This is a genomic window from Paenibacillus sp. VT-400, from assembly GCF_001029205.1.
In the GTDB taxonomy this organism is placed as follows: Bacteria; Bacillota; Bacilli; order Paenibacillales; family Paenibacillaceae; genus Paenibacillus; species Paenibacillus amylolyticus.
Map to the genome: position 1 here is coordinate 3,107,012 of NZ_LELF01000067.1, position 24,776 is coordinate 3,131,787.

The window sequence follows — 24,776 nt, forward strand, 5'->3', positions numbered from 1 at the left end:
CCTCCCTTATACTCAGGATAATTGCTGTGCCTTCAATTTGAGATCATTCAATATCTGCATCGCCTGAAGAGGCGTCATATTCATGACATCGATATCTTTCATCGTACGGATGAATTCTCGCGCTGGTTTATCCACCGCAACTACATCCGGTTTCGTTGCCACATTCGGCTCATCATCTCCAAAGATGGACAGTTGAACCACATCCGAATGGTTTGCGCTGGACTGTCCTTTGCTGTTTGATTTCTTGGCATGTTGCTTCCCAACCGAATCTTCAATAGAAGGTGTGTACTCTGCACTCTCCTCAATCTCGTGTTCCCGGATCAATGGTGCTGAATCCGTGTGTTGGAATTCTACACCTTTTAATTTCAAGCCTGCTTCCTGCTTCTCATTCCCGATATATTCACTGCCCACTGCTACCTGAGCAGCCGCATGTTCAAACCCATGCAACAGTCCATTCGCCCGCTCAATAATGCTATCAGGCAGACCTGCAAGACGTGCACAATAGATACCATAACTGCTGCTGGCTGCCCCGGCAATCAATTTGCGCAGGAAATTAACTTTGTCACCACTCTCCTGTACCGCCATCGAGTAGTTGGCCAGCTTGTCCAGACTCTCCTCCAGATGAGCAAGCTCATGGAAATGAGTTGATACAAGGGCTTTACAGCCGATAATATCATGTACATATTCAATAACAGACTGAGCAATCGCCATACCTTCACTGGTCGACGTTCCCCGTCCCAATTCATCTATAATAATCAGACTACGTGGTGTGGCTTTGTCCGTCATGACCTGAATGTCGGCCATCTCCACCATGAATGTGCTTTGTCCACCAATGAGATCATCCGCGGCACCGATCCGTGTGAAAATGCGATCCATAATCGGCACTTCCGCCTGACCCGCAGGTACAAAACAACCTACTTGCGCCAAAATGGAGATTAAAGCGACCTGTCGCATATACGTACTCTTACCAGCCATATTTGGTCCAGTAATCAGCAGAATACGTGCCTCTTCCTTGGTCATTGCCGTGTGATTGGCAATAAATGCGCCATCTCGCATGACCGCCTCAACGACCGGATGGCGTCCTTCTTCCACAACCAGATCATAACCGTCGGTCAACGTGGGCCGTACAAAGTTGCGCTCAGCACTGATCACCGCAAAAGATTGATACACATCAATTTCCGCTACCTGTTCAGCCAGCTTCTGCAATCTTGCAATCTCTTTGTTCAGCCGCTCGCGCAGCTCTGCGAACAGCCCATACTCAATATCAACCATTTTGTCCTGAGCTTCGAGAATCAGCGTCTCTTTTTCCTTCAACTCCGGCGTAATGTAACGTTCTGCATTGGCAAGTGTCTGTTTACGTTCATAACGTCCTTCTGGCAACGCGGACAGATTGGACTTGGTGATCTCGATATAATAACCAAATACTTTGTTATATCCAATCTTCAGCGATCGAATGCCTGTCGCCTCACGCTCTCGCGCTTCCAGCTCCGCAATCCACTGTTTCCCGTTAACTGAAGCCTCACGCAATTCATCCAGACGTTCATGGTACCCTTCACGAATCAGACCTCCGTCCCTTACCGATACCGGCGGCTCGTCCACAATGGCTTGCCCGATAGCTTCACGCAGATCATTGCAATCATCCATCGTTTCGGCAATATGCTGCAATGTTGCGGAAGATGATCCTGCGCAATGCTGACGAAGTCCTGGAATTTTCTCCAGCGATGACTTGAGCGCATTCAGGTCACGACCATTCGCATTACCAAACGCAATCCGGCCTACCAAACGCTCCAGATCATAGATGTCTTTAAGTTCTGTCCGCAGGTCCTCACGCAATATAAACTGGTTGTACAACGTATCCACTGCTTCAAGACGCTCACTAATCTTCCCTTTTTGTAACAATGGCTTATCGACCCAGCGACGCAGCATTCTTGCACCCATGGACGTCTCGGTCCGATCAAGCAACCAGAGTAATGAACCTTTTTTGGAGCGTTCACGCACGGTTTCCACCAATTCCAGGTTCCGGCGGGTAAACGGGTCCAAGATCATGTAATGATCGGGCTCATACGTTGAGATTTGAGTTAACTGCCCCAGAGAACGTTTCTGTGTCTCACTCAGATAGGAGAAAAGACGTGCAATGCACGCTTGACGTTCAGGCTCTAATCTTGCCCAGACAGCCTCGCCAAACTGCTGACGGACCAGATCTTCCTTATTCTTTATCCACGACGTGTAGACCACAGGACGACCGATTGGAGACGCCTCGGCTTCTACCGTTTCAAGCAGCGCTGCATCCCCCACCAGCTCCGATGGTTCGTAGATGCCGATTTCATCCTTGAGCCATTCCTTGGAATAGGGTACGGATGTCACATACAACTCACCCGTTGACAAATCACAGGCCGCGAGGGCCAGCGTATTTTGATTACCTGTAAGACAGACCATGTAGTTGTTGGACTTGTCACCCAGCGTCTTTCCTTCCATCACCGTTCCGGGTGTAACCACACGTACAATTTCGCGTCGTACCATGCCTTTGGTTACACTTGCATCTTCCATCTGCTCACAAATTGCAACTTTATATCCTTTTTCAATCAGACGCTGTATGTAATTGTCAGCCGAATGATAAGGTACACCGCACATCGGAATTTTGTCATCCGTGCCTCCGTTGCGTGCGGTCAGCGTGATCTCAAGTTCACGGGAAGCATTAATCGCATCCTCGAAGAACAATTCATAGAAGTCACCCAGTCTAAAAAATAGAAAAGCATCTTGTGCTTCGGCCTTCACTTGCAAATATTGTTGAATCATTGGCGTATACTGAGCCATGATGAATATCCTCCATCCCGTTCCTATAATGTCAGGAAGAAACGCGTCCTGGAAGGACAATAAGACGGTCAGGCACTGTGTTTGCGCCTCCGCCTTATGTGTTGGCTAATCGCCACTTCCTTCAAAGGTTGCTGCTCCATATCTTCCGTAGTAGCTTATTACTCATAAAAGACTTGTTTATTATTATATCAAAAAAACGTCCGTACTTCATGAACCTGCCCGAATATTCCAGAGTTTGCGAATATCACGGCTCTCATCCCAAGTTCTTCCCAGTTTTAATTGAAGGATTAACGGAGACGCATACCGTTCATAACGTGCATATCCATCCAACCTCTTCAGATCATCTACGAGTGCTGGGATGTGATCCTTAATCACTTCGCGCTTTCCTTCATAAAAAGCCGTATGAACCTCAGCTTTCGCCAACGGACGCTGCCGTAATTGAGTATACCCGCTCGCGATCAGACCTGCCAAGGCCACAACACCTTTCGCAACAAGGGGCGACACAAGAAAGCTGGGTAACGTACGATACTCAAACCCACCATAGGATTTCAGACGAAAATCACCAAGTGCTCCATAACGGGGTCGTCTTCCCGATCCACGGGGGTCTTGCAGAAATGCCAGTGGCAATGCCAGATAATTGTCCAGTGCACGAAGCAGTTCCCCGGTAAGATTCACCCCGCTAAAATGAATATGACCACCCAAAGGTAACCCCCGTTGTGGCATCCCTCCTGCCTGCCAGATGAGCGAGTGATCACTAATGCTGCGGGAAGCAGCTGCGAATGCCCTCATCAGATGAGCCAGCAATTCTCGTGGTTCGGAGCTGGGAGCCGGTCTCAGTTCGGCAACCGGATATATGCGCCGTCCACCAATCGTCACGGAATCACAGCCTGCCATTCCGGTACGTTCAAGAAATTTGGAGGCGGGTACGATTTTGGATTCCGGCATCTGAACCAGAAGGAACTCGGGGTCCATGCCGAGTATCGGAGTGGGTCTGTGACTCACTTCCTCATCCAGCAGTTCCTGATGCTGCTTCCAGCTTTCCCTATAGGTAGCAGCAAGGTTGGTCACCCCTTTCCAGGGACATGGATCAATCGAAATCACTGCACAACCGCCGTTCCCTGAGGATTCCATTCGAACAGCTCCATGATCCAGTCCTAGCGTATACAGCGTTTTGATCGCAAGTCGTTCTATGCGCTTGAATAAGGTTGAACTCGCTTCACGCTCCAACAGAGTTTCCTGTGCCCCTCCCATGCCACTAGTATCCTTGCGCTTGATCCGGATCGCCTGCAGACAGCTTATCTCTACGTCATAGCGTACACGCAAGCCTGGTTCACGTTTGCGCCGATCGTGCAGTGACAATACTTCAATGCCTGCCTGTTTCAACCGTTCTGCACGTTCTCCAGAAGTCATCCTTTCATATCGGCGCAGCGCTTCCTCCGCTTGTTCCATCACATTCATTACGTCCCCCCTCCCGGATCATGCAACTAAAATAAAAATAACCCCGCAATGCGGAGCCTTCCCGTGAAAGGTATTCCAGGCACATTGCGAGGCTCGTTACCACCCATTTTTTAATATTTAAGAAGAAAGAGGGCTTACGCCCTCTTCACCGCGCCTTCTGGCGCATATGATACCTTAGGTTATCAAATACAGGCGTCAAACTCACAGCTCATCGTCGAGCAGATCGGGATCGAGATCGTCATAATCTCCATCGGCACTGCCAAAGTCATAGTCCTTGTCTTCGTAGTCACCGCAACCATCTGTGCAGACCTTCACACAAACTTTGGTTTCGGCAACGAGTTCCACAGCGAATTCCCGTTCTACCCGGATAATTACACTGCTTCCACCTGCTGATACTGTGGCTTCCACACAGCTAGGTTCCTGCGTTGCATCCGCAGATACCTCCACTGTGGAAGTCCGGTGTTTCGGGTCCAGATAGGACAAAGGCACATGTTCTACATACGAGACCGTTTCTTTGGCTACATCCGTCTGAGAGTTCTTGTCGTAGGAATACCAAATGTTGATATCGTAAGTACCAATAACTTCAATTCCGTCACCCGCTGATACGGCTTCATATTGGTGGTTGATAATCCAAGCCCCCAAAATACTTGTCGGACCATTTGGCGGAGTCACGGTATGTGTTACGGTAGAGAACTTACGACCTTTGCCGCAGATCGCCTTCGTGATAATCTCTCTACATTGATGTTTATGACTCAATGACATCTTTAAACCTCCTCCATACAATCATTCACTACAAGTGTATGCAGGGCATTCGTCTAGGGTGACAACTATTTTCTATTATTCGTTTGTAGATTGGGACCGGTCCGAGATTGGGGACGGTGCTTTGTCCTTCTTCGCGACTTTCAGATACAGCGCGAGTTCGCGGCACAACTGGAGAATTGCAGAACGAATCTCGAATTCTTCCCTTGTATCCGGCAGCTCCATACGTTTGAATTCTTCTTGCACATCTGCAAGAAGTTTTTCAGTTCGTCCCGTGTAGGATTCAGTGAGTACGTCCTGACTAAGCTGATCGAACAGCTCCGATACCATCTCCGCATGTGGCATCTTCTGATAGATCTGGGACACGAGATGCATCATGTGCTGGATGGAGTCCAACTGCGTTTTGCGCATATAGAAGTAGACGCTCCATTCCTCATTCGGATGAATCACCTGATTCTCCAGAGAACGTTTGGCAGCATCAATACCGCCAAGTATCGCTTTATCTGCTTCAATCAGCTCTCTCCCTGCCCATGCTTCATTGGGATTACGCAGCGTGGCCGCAAATTCCTTGAAAATCTTCGAGAAGAGTTCATCGATTCGTTTGCGAATGCGCAGCATCTGTGGATCTGCTGCCGGCATATAGGCCAGATTAACCGCCATTGCGGAACCAAGACCAATTAACAACAAAGCAATTTGCACGAGGACGACATGCACGTCCATCTCCCCGCCGCCGAACACCCGAAACACCACAACAGAACCTGTAACAATGCCTTCTTTAAATCCTACCCGGACAATAGCCGGGAATGCGATCAATATGTATACCGCCAGCACCCAATAATGGAAGCCTAGAAAGTGAAAAAGTACACTTGCAAATAAAAGTCCAACTACGGAAGCAAAGAACCGCGCCGATATGGTGCGAATACTTCGTTTTCTCGTTACATCCACACCAAGAATGGCAAGCAATCCCGCTGATGTTGGTCCCGGCAAGCGACACCAGTCTGCAATCAATACAGCCATTAATGCGGCGATTGCAGTTTTAATTACCCTAAAACCCATTTAACATTCCATCTCCTCTAAGCAGCAAAAAAATTCTTAGCCAGCTCGTCGCCTCATTCATTTATCATGACTAGTATGTCTCATCCAAAAGTAAACTAGACGACATCAACCGACATGCGCATGCATGCCGGTCACAGCAACACGCCCCGAATGAGGGACGCTGGCAAGTTAGATCGTTGCGACAGAACCTCAAGGCCCTCTTCTCCAATCATCGCATTCATTCCGGATCTGCGCGGAATAATCATACTAAATATGGTACTTGATTTTACGGTATCGGGCAACGTGACACCCCTTGTGAAATTGTATACATATCATACCCGGTCACATTACGAGTAAAACACTTCCGAATCACCTTCGGCCAGCCAGCATTTTGCGTTCTGCATAGACAACAAGTTGGTACATGGCTGTTGCAACTGCAGCAATAATTAACAGACTTGATAATACAAGTGTGAAGTTGAATACCTGGAATCCATAGATAATGAGATAACCGAGTCCTTGTTTGGCGACAAGAAACTCACCCACAATTACACCCACCCAAGCCATGCCAACGTTCACTTTCAAGGTGGATACAATCGCCGGAAAAGAAGCAGGTAATACAACTTTGGTAAAAATCTCGGAACGTTCTCCACCAAACGTACGAATGACTTTGATATAATTGGGATCGACTTCATTGAAGCTGTTATACACGACCAATGTTGTAATAATAACCGTAATGGACAACGTGGTCATTACAATCGCTGTAAAACCCGCGCCGAACATCACAATAAAGATTGGGCCAAGTGCTACCTTTGGCATACTGTTGAATACAACCATATAGGGGTCCAGCACTTTGGACAAAAAAGGAGACCACCAAATTAAAACCGCAAGCAAGGTTCCCACCAGTGTTCCCAGTAAAAAACCAACCGCCGTTTCCCCTACGGTTACCCCAACATGTGCCCACAACTCGCCACTAGCGATGTCCTTGCCAATCTGGGCAAAAACCTTACTCGGATAACTGAATAACAGTACATCAATCCAACGGAGTCTGCCTGCCACTTCCCATAGCAAAAACATACATACTAACATAGATAACTGTACGGCAAGCACTTGATGTCGCCATCTAGCCACCTGCTGAATATGATTCCGATGCAGCTGCCCCATCCATTCGTCACGCTTTTCCTGCTTCGGATTCATTGGATTCACGCGTCTTCCTCACCTCCCCCGGACTGATCCAGTTCACTCCACAATGCCTGAAACAACGCATTAAATCCTTCTTGCTCCCTGGCATGAAACGGCTGAGATTTACGAATTCCATCGGGAATGATAAATTCACGACGGATGCGGCCCGGATTGCGATCCAGTACAATGACGCGGTCACTGACCGCAATGGCTTCAGACAAATCATGGGTGACGAGAACAGATGTTTTGCCAAACTGTTTTAACGTGTCCGAGACCAGATCCTCCAATTGCAGCTTGGTTTGATAATCAAGTGCTGAGAATGGTTCATCCAACAATAAAATCCCCGGATCGGTTGCCAGCGTGCGCACCAGGGCTACTCGCTGTCTCATGCCTCCTGAAAGCTCTGAAGGGTACTGATTCTCCGTTCCGGCCAATCCCATACTTACCAGCAGTTCCCGTACACGCTCACGGCTCCGTTCATCCAGTCTGCCTGTCAGTTCAAGACCGATTAATGCATTATCCAGAATGGTCCGCCACGGAAACAGATAGTCCTGTTGAAGCATATAACCAATCTGTGCTGAGGGGCCGCCAACGAGTTTACCTTTAACCTTAACCTCTCCTCGGGTGGGTGTGAGCAGCCCGGCGATGATCGACAACAATGTCGTTTTACCGCATCCACTCGGTCCAACCAGACTGACGAACTCTCCTTTTTGGATCTCCAGACTCAAGTCCTCAAGCACCAAGGAAGCTTCCCGCTCGCTGACGTATACTTGAGAGATCCCCTCCAGTCGGATCACACTCTCGGATTCAGGCATTCTGCTCACTTCCTTTCCTGAATACCCCATTACTTTGATTTCGTAGCTTCTTCCGCATGGGCATTATCCACAATGGCATTCAAATCCACACGTTCTTTCAACTCTCCGGCGGCACTCATGACATCAAGCAGATTGTTCCACTCTTCCTCATCAATGATCGGATCCGTTGCATAGCTGCCCTGTTCCTTATAACGGTTCACACTGCTTACCAAAATGGCTGGATCGATGTCTTTGAAAAAAGGAGAAATGACTTCAGCAATCTCTTCAGCCGTATGGGAATCCACCCATGCCTGCGCTTTGTGTAGACCATTCGTAAACTTCTGTACGATATCCTTATTGTCGTTAAGATAACTCTGTTTCGTCATGAAGACGGTGTAAGGCAGAAGACCACCTTCTGTGCCAAACGATGCAACAACCTTACCCCGACCTTTTTGTTCAAAGATGGATGCCTGGGGTTCAAACAGTTGAACATAATCTCCCGTGCCTGAAGCGAAAGCAGACGCAATGTTGGCAAAGTCCACATTTTGAATCAGCTCCAGATCACTTTGCGGATCAATGCCATGTTTGTTCAGTGCGAACTCCCCTGCCATTTGCGGCATGCCGCCTTTGCGTTGACCGAGAAATGTGGAATCCCTCAGTTGCTCCCAATCGAAGCTACCTTCTGTGTTACGAGCGAACAGAAATGTACCATCCGTCTGGGTGAGCTGGGCAAAGTTAATAACCGCATCTTCCGCTCCCTGCTGATAGACATATATGGACGTCTCCGCCCCTACCAGTGCGATATCCACCGAACCTGCGAGTAATGCCGCCATCGTTTTGTCACCACCAGCAGTCGTTTGAATATCCACCTCAAGTCCCTGCTCTTCAAAAAAACCTTGAGCCACAGCCACATACTCCGGTGCGTAAAATACCGAACGAGTCACTTCGCCTATCGTAATCTTGGCTTCATTCTCTTCCTTATTACAGCTGGTGAGCGCCACAATGATAATCAGCAGAATAACGATGCCCCGGACGAACCATGGCGTGTATTTCATGTTGTTTCCCTCCTTCACTGGTTTCAGCAGTTTCTCTCTATTATGGATATGCCGATGCCCAACAAAAGGTTAAGAACTTAAATGCAAAAAAGAGCCGGGCAATGTTGCCCGGCTCTTCAGCTCTTCGATATGTTATTTAATATGTTATATATGGGATATCTACAGCTTGTAAATCTCGGCATATTTGGCTTCCAGATAATCGGCCAGATAATCCGGGTTCAATTCTTCACCCGTTACGGCAACAATCAATTCGGAAGGTGTGCGACTTCTACCATACTGGTAGATCTTGTCTGTAAGCCATTCCTTAATTGGAATCAGATTTCCTTCGGCAATGAGGGTATCAAACTCCGGCATTTCCTTGCGCAATGTATGTAGAATTTGAGCTGCATACATATTACCCAGAGAATACGAAGCAAAGTAACCAAAGTCACCACCAGACCAGTGAACATCCTGAAGAACACCGTCTCCATCATTCGTTGGCATAATACCTAGGTATTCCTTGTATTTTGCATTCCAGGTCTCTGGCAGGTCTTTCACTTCCAGACCATCGTTGAATAACATTTTCTCGATCTCATATCGGATAATAATATGCAGGTTATAGGTCAGTTCATCCGCTTCGATCCGAATGAGTGAACTCTCCACCCGGTTGATTGCACGATAGAAATCTTCCAGTTCAACCTCGCTCAGTTGCGGGAAATGCTGCTGCAAATCTTTGTAATAGCGTGTCCAGAATGGCAGGCTGCGACCAATCATGTTTTCCCAAAGACGGGACTGGGACTCATGAATCCCCATGGACGTTCCTTCGGCAAGAAGGGTACCCGCCAGACTGTCATCAATATTTTGCTCGTACAGGGCATGTCCACCCTCATGCAGTGAACTGAAGACTGCGCTTGCTACATCATCTTGCAGATAATGTGTTGTGATCCGCACATCACCCGGGTTAAGACCCGTTGCAAAAGGATGAACACTCTCGTCCAATCGTCCAGCTTCAAAGTCATAGCCCATTTGTTCCAGGATGAACAGACTGAATTTTTCCTGCTGTTTGGTGTCAAACAACTGATTCAGGAACTCTGTATTTGGCTTGTTTTCTGAAGCATTAATCTTCTCTTGTAGAGGCACCAAACGTGCTTTGAGGCGGGCGAACACAGCGTCCACTTTCTCAACCGTCAGATCCGGTTCATACATATCAAGCAGCGTATCATAACGTGTATCCTTCACACCCCAATAATCAATAAACTCCTGTTTGAGCTTAACGATATCTGTGAGATAAGGTGAGAATCCTGCAAAATCACTATTATGCTTGGCATCTTCCCATGCTGTTTCCGACTTGGCTGTTAGCACGGTATAAGCTTGTACTTTCTCAGGTGGTACGGATTGACTGCGATCATATTCTTTCTTGCAATCTTCAACCAGACGACGATCTATATCTTCGAGCTGTTCCAATACTGCTGGAGTCGTTAATGCATCCAGGTAAGTCTTCATGTCAGCCGAGGTTTGCAGCTTGAATGCTTCGGTGGACAACATACCCAGCGTCTCCGAACGAGTCGGAACGCCTTTTTTCGGCGCACCTGTGCGCAGATCCCAGTGAAGCAAACCAATGGCTTCATGATAGCTCTTAATTTTACGAGCCAGATTACGGAAGGATTCCAAATGTTCCTGTGTTTGTTTATCCATTGTTATCGTTCACCTCTTCAAAAAAAATGTTATACCCTATTGATGATACTTTTTGCATTGCGTATAATCAACTTTTAACAGATGAAAATTGCATTGTTCTCCTAAAGATACGTGTTCAAAAAGTCTGGTTTTCATTACCGCGAAGATAGAAATGGCGTTCAACTTCGATGCTGATGATGCCCTCAGGCATGATTCGTAATCAAAAGTGGACTTTTTGAACAACCTCTAAAGGGTTGGAGTAATGCCATCTGCTGACCGTGAAATACTATTAAAGCAAAGGCGTGTAGGACAAGCTGCATCATATGCAAGTGGCCGTGCTCGTCGTATTGGATAACAGGAGGCAATGGACATGAACAACATTCAAGAGATTTTGACTTACAACAAATCATTTGTCGAGACTAAAGAATACGAAAAGTATACGGCTGGCAAGTTTCCAACCAAAAAGATGGTTATCATCACTTGTATGGATACACGTCTGGTGGAATTGCTGCCCAAGGCCATGAACCTGAAAAACGGTGATGTGAAAATCATCAAAAACGCAGGCGCAATTATCTCTCAGCCTTTCGGAAGCGTAATGCGTAGTGTACTTGTCGCCATCTATGAACTGGGTGCAGATGAAGTCCTGGTAGTGGGGCATACCGAATGTGGTATGGCTTCCCTTCACGCTGAGACCATGATTGGACATATGGTTGAGCGTGGCGTATCGGAAGAAGTCATGACTACTCTGGAGAACTCTGGCATCCGTTTGCAAAAATGGTTGCGCGGGTTTGACAGCGTCGAAGAAGGGGTAAAACATACTGTGGAAGTGATCAAGAAGCATCCTTTACTTCCTCCCAATGTACCCGTCCACGGCATGGTTATCGATTCTGCCACAGGTGAGCTTGATCTTGTCGCTGAGGGGTATGGACAACAGGCATCTCTCTAAATGGTTTGGAGTGCGGACCTTATGGTTCGCACTTTTTTTGTCTAAATTAAGGCAGTTGCTCTGTCAGGTTGTCAAACCATACAGTTTCAGTGTACACTTTTTATGAAAGCGGTCAAAGAAAGTAAAAACGATTGTTCTCTCTGACCTAGCCCTAATATTAAGGAGACATGTGCATGAACATACTTTCCTACGGATTACTCGGGCTGCTTACCCGCGAGGAGTCATCGGGCTATGATCTGATGCTGAAAATCCAGCCACATTGGCAGGCGAAACACAGCCAGATCTATCCACTCCTGTCCAAGATGGAAAACGATGAGTTATTGGCCTCCCGCTGGGTACAACAGTCTGACAAACCGGACAAGAAAATGTACGCAGTTACGGAAAAAGGCATTGAAAAGCTCTTGGAATGGATGATTACTCCTGTTACCGCACCGGTTACACGCGATGAATTTAATTTGCGTATTTTGTGTGTTGGCATAGCGGAAGACGGAAGCATGAGACGCATTCTTAACGAGCGTAAAAGCTGGTTTATGGAACGCATACGTTATTTCGAGGATCTGAAGTCACGTATACCTCAGGATAATCTTCGTGTAGGCAACCGAGATTTTGGAAGCTACATCCTGGTACAAAAAGGGTTAATGCACGCACAAACAGGCCTGGAATGGTGTCATTGGGTTACCCAATTGCTTGATGGCCAAGCTGCAATTCAAGACCCGAGTCCAAGCGTTTCAGAAATTTAATAAAATTTGAAACGTTCCTGCAAGTTGACCGTATTACATGAGTAAGGCCCATTTTTGGGCGATTCAAACAAATTAATCGGGGGGTTACGATCTTTACAATGAAGAAAAAATTCGGAGTTAAACATCTAATGATGGTATTTATGGCCTTTACATTATTGTTCGCAACAGTGGGAGTAACGAATCCGGATTCTGCAGATGCAAGACGTGGTGGCGGATTCAAATCCGGTACGAAAAGTTATAGCAATACACCTAAGAAATCCGACAGCAATGTAAGCAAATCGAATACGAATAACAATTCCAGCAATGGAGCAGCTACAACGAACCGTGGCGGATTCTTCGGCGGTGGCGGCGGATTCATGAAAGGCATGATGCTTGGTGGTCTTGCTGGTATGATGTTTGGCGGATTGTTCGGTGGCATGGGCGCTCTGGGTAACATCCTTGGATTGCTCGTGAACGTTGCAGCAATTATGTTGATTGTTATGCTGGCTATGGCACTCTTCAGAGCCATCTCCAATCGTCGCAAACCTGCAGCGGATGGTCGTTATGACCGTCGCAATGATCGTGATGATGACCGTAACAGAAACGGACGGTACTAATCTCTATGGTTCTGAGCATGGATGAAATTGTGAATGCAATCTGTATTCATATGGCAGAACGTAAGGGTGTACGTCCAACCGATGTGAATGTAGAACTGAGCTGGGAAGAAGATACAGGTTATTCCGCTGAAGTTTGGATCCAAGGACGCAGTCAATATCTGGTCGAGTCCAATATGATTGAAGCGATTCTTCGTTACCTGCACAGTGAATACAACATCCGGGCGTACCGTGAAAATGTGCGACTTGATCTGGATGAAGAAATCACAGCGATCGTTAATCAATAAGATAGGTCACTCACTGGCCTGATATACGAAAGACCGCCTCCCCTCTGTCGCCTGACAGAGATGGAAGGCGGTCTTTTTGTTTCTGTATTTGTAGCTCTATTTGTGCGTCTATTGTAGTCTCTATACGTCTCTGTGTTACGTTCTAATTCTTGGAAACTACGATTGAAGTTTAACCAGGCTGTAGTTCTTCTTACCTTTACGGATAATAATGAATTTACCGCCAATGGCATGCTCTGCCGACACTGTGAATTCAAGCTCCGTGATTTTCTCACCGTTCATGGAGATAGCGCCTTTAGTGACATCCTCACGCGCCTGGCGTTTGGATGGCTCCAACCCCAGATCTACGAGCCAGTCGACGATATTTTTCGCTTCCCCGTCCGTTTCGAATGTTGGCATTTCCTTGAAACCCTGCTCGATTTCATCTGCTGTTAGGGAACGGATATCACCACTGAACAGCGCCGCTGTAATACGTTTAGCCTGTTCGAGCATTTCTTCGCCGTGAACGAATTTTGTCATTTCTTCCGCGAGTGCTTTCTGTGCTTCACGTCTGTGCGGTTCTGTCTCTACCTTTTCAGCCAAAGCTTCAATTTCTTCTTTGCTCAGGAAGGTAAAGTATTTCAAGTATTTGATCACATCACGGTCTTCTGTATTCGCCCAGAACTGGTAGAATTCAAATGGTGTCGTTTTGTTCGGATCAAGCCAGATTGAACCGCCAGCTGTTTTACCAAATTTCGTACCGTCGGATTTGAGCATGAGCGGAATGGTCAGACCGTACGCCTTCGCTTCAGATCCTTCTTTTTTACGAATCAGATCAAGACCACTCGTGATATTCCCCCATTGATCGGAACCGCCAATTTGAAGCTGTACATCTTCGTTCTGGAACAGGTGCAGGTAGTCGAGTGATTGAAGGATCTGGTAGGAAAACTCGGTGAACGAGATTCCGCCCTCCAGTCTGCTCGCAACTACATCCTTAGCCAGCATGGTGTTGAGGTTAAAGTTTTTGCCGTAGTCACGCAAGAATTCAATCACATTGATTTTGTGTGTCCAATCGTAGTTGTTCACCATGCGAACCTGATTATCACCGTCTGTTACAAACAACTTCTTCATCTGCGCTGTCAGTGCATCCACATTCTCCTGCACTTGCTCCATCGTTTGCAAAGAACGCTCTGCCTGCCGACCACTTGGATCACCAATCGTTCCTGTAGCTCCACCTATCAAAATAACCGGACGGTGTCCTGCCAGTTGAAAACGTTTCAGCATCATGAATGGAATGAGATGTCCGATATGCATGCTGTCCCCCGTAGGGTCAACGCCGCAGTACAATGAGATTGATTTGGTTTCAGTCAACTCACGCAGTCCCTCTGCATCTGTCTGCTGGTTAATGGCGTCACGCCACTGTAGTTCATCAATAATATTCATCATGTGTATAACCCCTTTTCTATCCTCAAGATTCAGTCATGATCAACGTTAAATTACGAAACTACACGCTGGAACGGATTTTTTGGACACAAAAAAATCGCCTCCTTGTCTTCATTAGACACAGGGACGATTATCATAACCGTGGTACCACCCAAATTGCATGGACAACACGTGACCTTAACACGTTATCCATACCACTTTTGGCAATATATCGTTTGCCCATCCGCTTGGCATTACCCAAGTACTCCAGAGTGTAATTCGCAGCCCTTGTATGTATCAGGTTCCATCAACCCCTGACTTTCTGTAACAGGGACAAAGCCGCTACTGCGCTCTATCAACGTGATTCATGTATTCAATTTATAGCAAGTATAGCCGAACGTTTCAGTCATTGCAAGACCAAGTATTAATCTTTGAACAGAACAACGGATGCATAGTTGAAACCAGATTATATAATCATCATGTTCAATTTTCCGTGATAATAACCATAAGCTTTCTCCGCGATCTGATCCTCATTGTTCCAAAACTGCTGATCCAGCGCATCTAACTGCTGCTCTTGTTCCTTTGTCAGGAATTTAGGAATATCCCACAGTTCGGTAAGCCTTTCATCCTCTTTCAAGTGCTCAATGTAGCCGTATGCTGACGTTATAATCTCCACGACTTGAGTCGCACCAATGATATGTAATGCCCGCAACGCGTAACGGTATACCTCTTCCCCCCAGTTGCAGAAAAACTGTATAAAACCGCCATTAAAGACATCCGCCTCTAACAGCCATAAAGCAGCAATGTCCTGCTCGTTCGAATTCAACGATGCCCAGCCCTGTTCAGATTCATTCTTTTTTTCGACAAATAACACAGCATAGTCATACCATACATCATTAATATCTTGCTCGCTCACGTAACACACCTCACTTTTCTTTATGCCATGCCCTCTAACTCCTGACGTTTACCCGTCTGATGCCAATGTAAATACGGATTACCGATCTGCTGGAAGGCTTCCAGAACACCCCTGTTCAGGTCTTTCATCACTTCATTTGTATAGTTCAAATGCGTTTCTTTATTATCCACGCCATGTCTTTCCAACAACCCTACATGCGTCGCGGTGAAAATAATATCTTCCAGCAACCAATAGATGACTTCATCCGGCTGTTTCACCCGTTTCTCCAACGAGACGAGACCACGTTCGTAAATTCGAACGATATACGCATCTTCTCTAATCTCTACATAGGGCACCCCATCCCATTTAAAGGTCTCAAACAAGCGGTTAACATAGTTCTGCATCTGTTCCCTAGGGAAAGATGTACGCTCTAAAAGCTGTAAAAGGATGTCTGCCAATTGTTCTTTGCTTAACATGTTGGACATGAATGCACCTGCCTCTGCAAAAGTAAAACTCTACTTCTCTGATTATTGCATGATAATCTAAAAATTCAATAAAAACGTTGAATTCTAACGTTCATGACAGAATAAAAAAATGAAAAAGCTGCCCAAGGCAGCCTCTTCATATTTATTCCTACTGTTCAATCAGGTCCCACAAAAAGTCTGATACGAAGTATTACATTGTGCAGGTAGTTCGGCATATTCAGCCTGTTCAGGTGAGTGTGCAAACGGATCTGAAAGAACTGCCAAAAGCTTCTCCATCACGCTAAGGTCTCCGTGATTCTCCGCTTGCTCAAGGGCTTCCTCGACCCGATGATTTCGGGGAATGACCGCTGGATTGTTTGTTCTCATCAACTGTCGAGAGACTTCCTTCTCCTCTTGCTGTCTGTCCAATCTTGCTTGCCACCGCTCATGCCATTCAGCAAATTCTGGCGTGCCAAACAAAGCTGTCCCTTCCAATGTATCAAAGGTCAAAGCCAGGAACGTATTGGTGTAATCTGCACTATGCTTCTCCATAAGTTCAAGAAGCTCCTTGATCAATGCTTCATCTTCGGCCTCTTCATCCAACAAGCCCAGTTTGGCACGCATTCCCTTGAGCCAATGATGATGGTACAATTCAGAAAATTGTGCGATAGCATCCTGAGCGAGTTGCACGGCCTGTTCTTCATCTTCATGCAACAACGGCAGAAGCGTCTCGGCAAAACGAGCCAAATTCCACCCGGCAATATACGGTTGATTACCATAAGCATAGCGACCTTGTCTGTCAATGGAGCTAAATACGGTCGACGGATTGTAAGCATCCATAAAGGCGCATGGACCATAATCGATGGTCTCACCACTGATCGCCATGTTATCCGTGTTCATCACGCCATGAATGAAACCAACACGCTGCCATTGGGCTATGAGAGCCGCCTGCCGTTTAATCACTTCCTGAAGGAACAAAAGATAGCGATTTTCGGCTTGGGCAACCTCAGGGAAATGTCGATTCAACGTGTAATCAGCCAACGCCCGAAGATCTTCAATAGACCCCCATCTTGCTGCGTACTGAAAGGTTGCTACCCGGATATGACTGGAAGCCACCCGGGTCAATACGGCACCTGGCCGCTCTGTTTCGCGGATAATGTTTTCTCCTGTTGATACCACAGCCAGACTGCGTGTCGTTGGGATACCCAGTGCATACATCGCTTCACTAATAATATACTCTCGCAACATGGGCCCTACAGCAGCACGTCCATCTCCTCCACGAGAGTACGGTGTTCTCCCTGAACCTTTCAGCTGGATATCCACTCGCTCGCCCTGTGGCGTAATCTGTTCACCCAACAGCAAAGCTCGTCCATCTCCAAGCATGTTAAAATTGCCGAATTGATGCCCTGCGTAGGCTTGAGCTAAAGGCTCGGCCCCTTCCGGAATCAGGTTACCTGCAAAAATTTCCGCTCCTTCATCACTGTCAAGAGACTCCACATCCAGACCCAAGCTGGATGCAAGCAGTCTATTGAAAATAATCAGCTTTGGTGATTCAACAGGCACTGCGCCCTGACTTGTAAAAAAGGGTTGCGGCAACTGCGCATAACTATTCTCCAAGTTCCAACCTTTGTTCAACGTTTCTTGTTGCATGGTGATCACAACTCCTTTTCTGCACCAGGGATATCCCTTGGTTATATTGTAGCCTTGTGAACCAATGCTCATTTATGTAGTCGCATGGAAATTCAATTCAAGAGGTTGTTGACTTAAACGAACATCTAAAATGTTCTTGATGAAACTTTAGCATATTTGCATGCCTTTTGCATTCCTCATGAATCGTAAACACAAAAAAATCCAAGAGGTTTCTTTGCCAAGTGGAATCATTGTCTTACATTCCACTTCCCAGAAAACCATCTTGGATCTATTCCACTTACTACCAGATGACACGTCTGTTATTACAAGGATTACGTATGTGCTTCTTGAGCCTGTACAGGCTGTATTGGCAAGCTCTCTTTTTTCAAAGCAAGGTTAAAGAAGACATTAAGCAGGATGGCTGACAGGCTTCCCGTAATAATACCATCGCTAACAATAATCCGAATACTTTGAGGAAGCTGGGCAAACAGATCGGGTACAGCAGTAACACCGAGCCCAAGTGAAACGGAGCAAGCCACGATCAATAGATTCGATTGTTTGCCAAAGTCGACGTTTTGCAGCATTTTGATCCCGGATGAGACGACCATTCCAAACAGGACAACAGTCGCTCCCCCGAGGACAGCACTTGGAATAATGGTTGCAAAAGCAGCTACTTTGGGAATAAGTCCGAGAAAGACCAGTATACCTCCGGCTGCAACAACAACATTGGTCGTTTTCACTTTGGAGAGCTGAACCAAACCAACATTCTGAGCAAATGTATTATATGGAAAAGCATTAAAGATGCCGCCAAGGACAAACGCAAGACCTTCTGCGCGATATCCCCGTGCCAGATCGTTTTCGTTGATCGGTTGATCACAGATTTTGCTCAAAGCCATAAATACACCTGTTGATTCGATGATAACCACCGTACCTACAATAATCATTGTAATAATGGGGCCGATTTCGAAGGTAGGCCATCCAAAGTAAAAGGGTTGAGGTAAATGGAACCAGGAGGCTTCCTGTACAGAAGCAAAATTCACTTTTCCCATGATGGCTGCGATGAGGGTTCCCACAATAATACCAAGGAGAACAGCCAGGGATTTTACAAAACCGCGAGCATATCGATTCAGGATTAGAATGAACAGTAATACACCAAATGAAAGCGCCAAATTGTCCAAACTTCCGAAATTCTCGCTGTTTGCTCCACCCGCCATGTTTTTAATGCCGGTTGGGATTAGCGCAAGACCGATAATGGTTACCACTGTACCGATCACAACTGGCGGAAACAATTTGACGATTTTGCTAAAAAATACGGCAAAGATGACGATAAATAACCCGGCTGCGATGATCGACCCATATATGGCAGGAATTCCGTATTGCGATCCAATCGCAATCATGGGTGTCACCGCTACAAAAGAGCTCCCGAGCACCGCTGGCAAACCAATACCCAAATACTTCCCTTTCCGAGCCTGAAGCCATGTTGCAATCCCACACGTTAACAGGTCAATGGATACCAGATACGCCAACTGCTCTGCAGTCAGATTTAGTGCTCTGCCCACAAGCAAAGGCACCAGAATTGCTCCCGCATACATCGCGAGTACGTGCTGAATCCCCAGTGAAAAAACTCTCATCTTTTTGGTTTCTTTCATCCCACGTTGCCCCCCTGAAATTAGAATCAACCGAACCGCTGCAAAATCATGTTATGTTGATTCACATTATATAAACTATTCAGGGAAGTTCCATGATTCATAACATAGAATTGTGATAAGAGATAAAGAGCCTAACTAAAATTGGGCGTGTTATACAAAAGGTACTCTCAAACCGTTTATGTCGCGTTATATTAGTTGACATAGAGAAACGAGAATACTCTTTAACTCAGAAGAAAAGAAACATGAACTTTGGATTTAACTTCAGTGATTCATGTAAATGCATAATGTTTGAACATCATTTCTTTCATATTCTCAGCTTGTCGAGTTAAGATGTTTGATGTTAAAACGTTGCTCCATTACCTCTCCGTTCTGGTGAACCCTCTCCGTAAAAGACACTTCTTCTCTGTTCATTAGAACAACGGATGAAGCTCTGGTCCCATAGTCGAATTTTTCACTTTTTACGAAGATGGGAGAAAGCAAACGTTCCCATTCCAATGGAACACCTGTATGGGGTAGAAGATCATCCACTGAAGGGTCTGCCATTTGCAGCAAACCTAACATTTGTTCTCTCAGGGTAGATTCGTCCTCCCCATGGATGATTTTCTCCAACCCTTCTTTCCCACGTTTCACCTTAGGCCAATCTGTATTAATCAAGTGATTACTAATCCCGTATATTCCCGGTTTCAACTTCAGCACAACATTACCCACATTAGAATAATAATAGAGGTCGTCAGGATCACCCACTAACAAATTGTAGCCAGGATAATCATTGCGACTTCTCTCCGCGTGTTGCATATATTGCTCAGGTGTGGACGTTCCCTTTAAAAAATCAGCAACCAGATCTCCTCTTGAGCCCTTGGCATGTACCTCTTCATTTGGATCACGATAATTTGTGACAGCAGCCAGACGCCCCTCTGTGGTTACGCCCATCCAGGTACCCATTTTCGACAAATCCCGGCCAGCCAATATATGAGGATGATCTTCCCAATAGTGTGCTTGAGCCGTAGGTCTATGATAGAATTCATCCCTATTGGATCCCAATATAAGCGGATACTTTGGATGCATGTTGTAAGCAAATAAAATTAAACACATGGGAATCTTCAACTCCTATATTCGTTAAACCTCTGATTTCGCGCCTTTAAATAGCATAATCAACTACAATTACATCTTCCACCCAACCATCGAGGGAAGCTACAAATGCCTGATGAGCAGGATGTGGACCATAGGCGCGCAATGCCTCCTGATCTTCAAACGTCACTCTCAATCCAATCGTGTAACCTTGGATACGATCCGTTTCTTCCGTTGCATTGATCCCTGCGGTCAGCCCGACAATCCCCGGTATTTGTTCCTGTAACGCGAGCAATTGATCCACCCATTCCTGCTGTTTGGCTATTGTGGTTTTATCGTTAAATTTAAAAACAACCAAATGTTCAAACATCTTGTTATTCCTCCCATATCCATCCGAATATTAATGCAATTTCGTTAAATAAAGTTAATTCAACAATTCCAATCCACCCATCATATAAGGGACCACTCTGTTGGCTAATTCAGCCGGAGATTCCTGCCCGCCTTCAATATTCCATCGATACGTCATTCCATAGATCGACCAACTTAGCGTGGTTGCCGTAATTTTCAGCGTTTTGGGATCTACATTACCCGCTACTTTGCTCAATAATTCAAGAAGGAATTGCTCCAGTTGAGTCTTGATGTTCTCTTCAATAATTGGTGCAACTGTCTCATATTTTTTGATGCAACCATTACTTGAGACGTGATAATCACATAATGAAAATATAAGCTGCTGTATGGTTTCGGCTGATAACCGGGCATCCGGGTCCACTCTTTTCGTCACATATTCCATAAAAGCATCCGCTAAAAAGGCTTCAAGCAGTGCATATTTATCCTGAAAATGGGCGTAGAATGTAGCCCTGTTAATTGTGGCTTGTTCTGTAATGTTTTGAATCGTAATACTGTTGAAATTTTTAATATTCAATTGGTTTATAAACGCATCAAGAATTAATTGACGCGTGCGGATTACACGCGGATCATTCGAGTTTGGAGACAATACACCAGACATGTCCCAATCCTCCTTTGTACACAAAATATTTGGTTAGACTCCTTCATTATAGATAAGTGTTAATTGTTCAACAAGTGAAAGTAAGTGCAAAGACACCATACAATAATCCGTGTCTTTCGCTTAAGCAACAAAATGCTTCGATTGTTGGTTGAGCATGCCTATACACCTTGTTAAGATTGCACTTGTACCCGCTTGAAGGTGCATAATAATGGAGGTGCTTAGTTTGAGTAATCAACAACATAACGTTATTTCTACGGAGCTTCTGTTCCAACCATACACTGTTCAAAAGTTAACCCTGTCCTCGCGCATCGTCATGTCCCCCATGGCTCGTGCCTTCTCCCCGGATGGTGTGCCAGGTCCCGATGTAGCTGCATATTATCGCCGGCGTGCCGAGCATGGTGTTGGACTCATTATTACAGAGGGTGCAACTATTGAGCATCCGTCTGCATCAAGTGAGCCTAGGCTCCCTCATATGTATGGAGAAGCAGCTCTTCACGGCTGGGCTGAAGTAGTCAAGCAAGTCCATGAAGCTGGCGGCAAGATTTTCCCGCAAATTCTGCACTTGGGTATTACCCGCCCTTCTGGATCTCAACCTCACCCAGAAGCTGAATCTCTTAGTCCATCGGGAGTTGATATGGAAGGTACTCAAGTAGGTGCGCCCATGACGGAGGCAGAGATCGCAACTGTGATTCAAGCTTATGCAGATGCAGCAGCCAATGCACAAAGCATTGGTTTTGACGGAATTGAGCTTCACGGTGCACACGGTTTTCTGATCGATCAATTTTTCTGGAAAACAACGAATAGGAGAACAGACCGCTATGGCGGTGACCTACAGAAACGAACTCAATTCGCGGTTGAAGTTGTAATGGCAGTTCGTGCTGCGGTAGGTCCTGATTTCCCTATCGCGATGCGGATTTCCCAATGGAAGATGAATGATTATCAAGCCAGACTGTTCGACACCCCCGAACAACTGGAGCAATTCCTTCATTTGCTGGTTGACGCAGGTGTAGATATCTTCCACTGCTCGACACGACGCTTCTGGGAGCCAGAGTTTGAAGGATCTGAGCTTGGATTTGCAGGTTGGGTGCGAAAGCTAAGTGGTCAAACCACCATTACCGTCGGTTCTGTGGGTATGCCAGATGAGCCTGAAGCAGGAGCAGATAAAGCAACACATCCAGGTATGAGCGAGCTTATGAAGCGTTTCGATCAACAGGAATTTGATCTGGTGGCTGTGGGACGTGCACTCCTTGGTGATCCGGCATGGGCTGCCAAAATACGCGAAGGACGCGTATCCGAGATTCAAGCTTTTACACCTGAAGTACTCGCTACGTTACACTAAGAACAATTAGTTATTGTTCCCAGAGATTTCTTCTCCCCTATATATAGGTTTGAACTCATGAATCAATTATACTTAGCAAAGGGCTCGCTTTCCCTCCGGGATTGCGGGTATTTTGTTTTTATAGATATCTGTCCGATCAAACACTTCGAGCAATAGCAATATCGTTCAAGAAAATTCCTTCTTTGCAACCTATAATAACGTTAACATACCAGAAAGAAGGTGCATCATGACTCGGGAAGTCCGGACTGTCGTATTTGATACCGATCTACAGCTAGAAGCTTATCAATTTGAAGGCATTATGCAGAAGTTTCCCAATCATTTTCATGACTATTACGTCATTGGATTCATTGAGCAAGGCAAGCGTCACCTCGTCTGCAACAACGAAGAATACATTCTGAATAGTGGTGACATGATTGTTTTTAATCCACATGATCCGCACGCCTGCGAACAGGTGGATGGCAGAACCCTCGATTATCGCTGTATCAACGTCCAGCCTGAGGTTATGCGAGAGTATGTGAGAGAGATTACTGGACAAGCTTACTTGCCACGGTTCACATCCCCCGTTCTCTATCAAAGTGAACTTGTGGGTTCCCTGCACGAGCTGCATCAGATGATTCTGGAAGAGCAATCGGATTTCTGCAAAGAAGAATTGTTACTCTTACTACTGGATCAATTGCTGCGAGATTATTCGGATGCTGAACCACCTGTTTCCACACAGGATGTGACCTTGGAGATCAGACGCATATGTGATTACATAGAAGCTCATTACATGGAGAGCATCTCGCTGAACGAGTTAGCCGATTTGACGGAGATGAGCAAGTACCACCTGCTGCGTTTATTCACCCGCCAGAAAGGAATATCACCTTACCGTTATCTGGAGACGATTCGCATTAATCAAGCCAAACGTCTGCTGGAACAAGGTCTGCTTCCGATTGAAGTAGCCGCACAGACAGGATTCAGTGACCAGAGCCATTTCACGAATTTTTTCAAAAAACTGATCGGCCTGACACCCAAGCAATATAGACGTATCTTCAATCATGATTCGGAGTTGAAACGAACCTCCACTAACATCGTATGACAAGTCATCTTGATCATCAAAACACTAGAGCCTCTACCGGACATTTACTCGCTTTGTTTACTATACTGATCTGGGGGACTACCTTTGTCTCGACGAAGGTTCTACTGATTGACTTTACTCCAGTGGAGATTCTATTTTTCCGTTTCCTGATCGGGTATTTGGTACTGTTATTGATCTATCCACGTTCACTGCGGATCGCCTCATTCAGAGAAGAATGGTTATTTATCGCAGCAGGACTATGTGGGGTGACGTTATATTTTCTTATTGAAAATATTGCTCTGGTGTACACAACAGCTTCCAACGTGGGTGTCATTGTCTCCATTGCCCCGTTCTTCACTGCCGTGCTCGCACACTTCTTCTTAGATGGTGAGAAGTTAACTCGCCGCTTCATTATCGGATTCGGGATTGCCTTGAGCGGCATCCTACTCATCGCACTGAACGGCAGTTTCATTCTGCAACTGAATCCGATAGGTGATCTGCTTGCTTTCATAGCACCTGCGGTATGGGCGATCTACTCTGTGCTAATGCGGAAAATTGGGCAGCTTCGCTATCACTCCATTGGTGCGACTCGCAAAGTGTTCTTCTATGGCCTGATCTTCATGCTGCCAGCTCTTTTCCTGTTTGAATTCCACTTGGAACTCGGACGCTTCACAAACATGACCAATCTCTCCAATATTCTCTACCTCGGTCTGGGTGCCTCCGCGTTGTGTTTCGTGACCTGGAACCGGGCCGTGAATCTTCTCGGAGCTATCCAAACGAGCGTATATATCTATCTGGTGCCTGTCATTACTGTTGTGTCATCTGCACTGATTCTTCAAGAGCAGATAACCTGGGTGATTGTACTCGGTGCGTTCTTAACCCTATTTGGCTCTTACATTTCAGAACAAAAAGGACACAAGCTTAACAACAAAAACACTAATCCACATAGGGGTTAGTG

23 protein-coding genes and 1 other annotated feature are annotated in these 24,776 nt (G+C 46.0%); of the genes, 7 read left to right on the forward strand and 16 right to left on the reverse strand.

Going from position 1 to position 24,776, the window contains the following annotated elements; translation table 11 throughout:
• Positions 1-12 precede the first annotated feature (12 nt).
• From mutS to EL84_RS24350, 8 genes are all read right to left on the reverse strand, one after another.
• A complete protein-coding gene (gene mutS, locus EL84_RS24315) occupies positions 13-2,814 on the reverse strand; it encodes a DNA mismatch repair protein MutS (RefSeq protein ID WP_047843425.1) in 2,802 nt (933 codons plus the stop codon).
• 207 nt (positions 2,815-3,021) lie between these two features.
• The gene (locus EL84_RS24320; RefSeq protein WP_235431588.1) at positions 3,022-4,272 is read right to left on the reverse strand and encodes a putative amidoligase domain-containing protein; all 1,251 of its coding nucleotides are present in this window, start codon (positions 4,270-4,272) and stop codon (positions 3,022-3,024) included.
• 201 nt (positions 4,273-4,473) lie between these two features.
• Positions 4,474-5,034, reverse strand: coding sequence for an outer spore coat protein CotE (locus tag EL84_RS24325; protein WP_017687912.1), 561 nt, complete (start codon positions 5,032-5,034; stop codon positions 4,474-4,476).
• A 75-nt stretch (positions 5,035-5,109) separates the two neighbouring features.
• Positions 5,110-6,087 (reverse strand): aromatic acid exporter family protein, encoded by a 978-nt coding sequence (locus tag EL84_RS24330; RefSeq protein WP_036613548.1) that lies wholly within the window; start codon positions 6,085-6,087, stop codon positions 5,110-5,112.
• Between the two features lie 348 nt (positions 6,088-6,435).
• Positions 6,436-7,227, reverse strand: a complete 792-nt coding sequence (locus EL84_RS24335; RefSeq protein ID WP_370739078.1) for an ABC transporter permease — start codon at positions 7,225-7,227, stop codon at positions 6,436-6,438.
• A gap of 38 nt (positions 7,228-7,265) precedes the next feature.
• Positions 7,266-8,060: an ABC transporter ATP-binding protein gene (locus EL84_RS24340; protein ID WP_047843426.1), complete on the reverse strand. Its 795-nt coding sequence runs from the start codon at positions 8,058-8,060 to the stop codon at positions 7,266-7,268.
• A gap of 29 nt (positions 8,061-8,089) precedes the next feature.
• Complete coding sequence (locus tag EL84_RS24345; RefSeq protein WP_047843427.1) at positions 8,090-9,094, reverse strand: ABC transporter substrate-binding protein; 1,005 nt, start codon at positions 9,092-9,094, stop codon at positions 8,090-8,092.
• Positions 9,095-9,253: 159 nt separating this feature from the next.
• Positions 9,254-10,768 (reverse strand): carboxypeptidase M32, encoded by a 1,515-nt coding sequence (locus EL84_RS24350; RefSeq protein ID WP_047843428.1) that lies wholly within the window; start codon positions 10,766-10,768, stop codon positions 9,254-9,256.
• Positions 10,769-11,117: 349 nt separating this feature from the next.
• Here EL84_RS24350 and EL84_RS24355 point away from each other — a divergent pair, with 349 nt between their 5' ends.
• The 4 genes from EL84_RS24355 (at position 11,118) to EL84_RS24370 (ending at position 13,313) form a co-directional block, all read left to right on the forward strand.
• Complete coding sequence (locus EL84_RS24355) at positions 11,118-11,693, forward strand: beta-class carbonic anhydrase (protein WP_036613541.1); 576 nt, start codon at positions 11,118-11,120, stop codon at positions 11,691-11,693.
• Positions 11,694-11,866: 173 nt separating this feature from the next.
• Positions 11,867-12,433 carry a PadR family transcriptional regulator gene (locus EL84_RS24360; RefSeq protein WP_036613540.1) on the forward strand — a complete coding sequence of 189 codons (567 nt, stop codon included), beginning with the start codon at positions 11,867-11,869 and terminating at the stop codon, positions 12,431-12,433.
• Positions 12,434-12,531: 98 nt separating this feature from the next.
• A complete protein-coding gene (locus tag EL84_RS24365) occupies positions 12,532-13,029 on the forward strand; it encodes a hypothetical protein (RefSeq protein ID WP_036613538.1) in 498 nt (165 codons plus the stop codon).
• Positions 13,030-13,034: 5 nt separating this feature from the next.
• Positions 13,035-13,313 (forward strand): YxcD family protein, encoded by a 279-nt coding sequence (locus tag EL84_RS24370; protein WP_017687903.1) that lies wholly within the window; start codon positions 13,035-13,037, stop codon positions 13,311-13,313.
• Between the two features lie 156 nt (positions 13,314-13,469).
• Here the strand turns inward: EL84_RS24370 and tyrS are convergent, their stop codons facing one another.
• The 8 genes from tyrS to EL84_RS24410 all read right to left on the reverse strand — a co-directional run bounded on the left by tyrS (position 13,470) and on the right by EL84_RS24410 (position 21,422).
• On the reverse strand, positions 13,470-14,732 hold the full coding sequence (tyrS, locus tag EL84_RS24375) for a tyrosine--tRNA ligase (protein ID WP_047844391.1): 1,263 nt from the start codon (positions 14,730-14,732) through the stop codon (positions 13,470-13,472).
• 119 nt (positions 14,733-14,851) lie between these two features.
• Positions 14,852-15,079 (reverse strand) — a binding site (T-box leader).
• Positions 15,080-15,177: 98 nt separating this feature from the next.
• Positions 15,178-15,627 carry a DMP19 family protein gene (locus EL84_RS24380; RefSeq protein WP_047843429.1) on the reverse strand — a complete coding sequence of 150 codons (450 nt, stop codon included), beginning with the start codon at positions 15,625-15,627 and terminating at the stop codon, positions 15,178-15,180.
• A 20-nt stretch (positions 15,628-15,647) separates the two neighbouring features.
• Entirely contained in the window at positions 15,648-16,091 is a 444-nt protein-coding gene (locus tag EL84_RS24385) for an Imm63 family immunity protein (protein WP_047843430.1), read from the reverse strand.
• 159 nt (positions 16,092-16,250) lie between these two features.
• The gene (locus EL84_RS24390; RefSeq protein ID WP_047843431.1) at positions 16,251-17,720 is read right to left on the reverse strand and encodes a protein adenylyltransferase SelO; all 1,470 of its coding nucleotides are present in this window, start codon (positions 17,718-17,720) and stop codon (positions 16,251-16,253) included.
• Between the two features lie 311 nt (positions 17,721-18,031).
• Positions 18,032-19,348, reverse strand: coding sequence for a nucleobase:cation symporter-2 family protein (locus tag EL84_RS24395; RefSeq protein ID WP_047843432.1), 1,317 nt, complete (start codon positions 19,346-19,348; stop codon positions 18,032-18,034).
• A gap of 312 nt (positions 19,349-19,660) precedes the next feature.
• Positions 19,661-20,440: an NRDE family protein gene (locus EL84_RS24400; RefSeq protein ID WP_047843433.1), complete on the reverse strand. Its 780-nt coding sequence runs from the start codon at positions 20,438-20,440 to the stop codon at positions 19,661-19,663.
• Between the two features lie 46 nt (positions 20,441-20,486).
• Complete coding sequence (locus EL84_RS24405; protein ID WP_047843434.1) at positions 20,487-20,786, reverse strand: Dabb family protein; 300 nt, start codon at positions 20,784-20,786, stop codon at positions 20,487-20,489.
• A 54-nt stretch (positions 20,787-20,840) separates the two neighbouring features.
• Positions 20,841-21,422 carry a TetR/AcrR family transcriptional regulator gene (locus EL84_RS24410; RefSeq protein ID WP_047843435.1) on the reverse strand — a complete coding sequence of 194 codons (582 nt, stop codon included), beginning with the start codon at positions 21,420-21,422 and terminating at the stop codon, positions 20,841-20,843.
• 223 nt (positions 21,423-21,645) lie between these two features.
• Here EL84_RS24410 and EL84_RS24415 point away from each other — a divergent pair, with 223 nt between their 5' ends.
• The 3 genes from EL84_RS24415 to EL84_RS24425 all read left to right on the forward strand — a co-directional run bounded on the left by EL84_RS24415 (position 21,646) and on the right by EL84_RS24425 (position 24,774).
• Complete coding sequence (locus EL84_RS24415) at positions 21,646-22,761, forward strand: NADH:flavin oxidoreductase (protein WP_047843436.1); 1,116 nt, start codon at positions 21,646-21,648, stop codon at positions 22,759-22,761.
• Between the two features lie 226 nt (positions 22,762-22,987).
• On the forward strand, positions 22,988-23,839 hold the full coding sequence (locus EL84_RS24420) for an AraC family ligand binding domain-containing protein (protein WP_047843437.1): 852 nt from the start codon (positions 22,988-22,990) through the stop codon (positions 23,837-23,839).
• Positions 23,836-24,774, forward strand: coding sequence for a DMT family transporter (locus tag EL84_RS24425; RefSeq protein ID WP_047843438.1), 939 nt, complete (start codon positions 23,836-23,838; stop codon positions 24,772-24,774). Before EL84_RS24420 ends, EL84_RS24425 begins: the two co-directional genes overlap by 4 nt.
• Positions 24,775-24,776 lie beyond the last annotated feature (2 nt).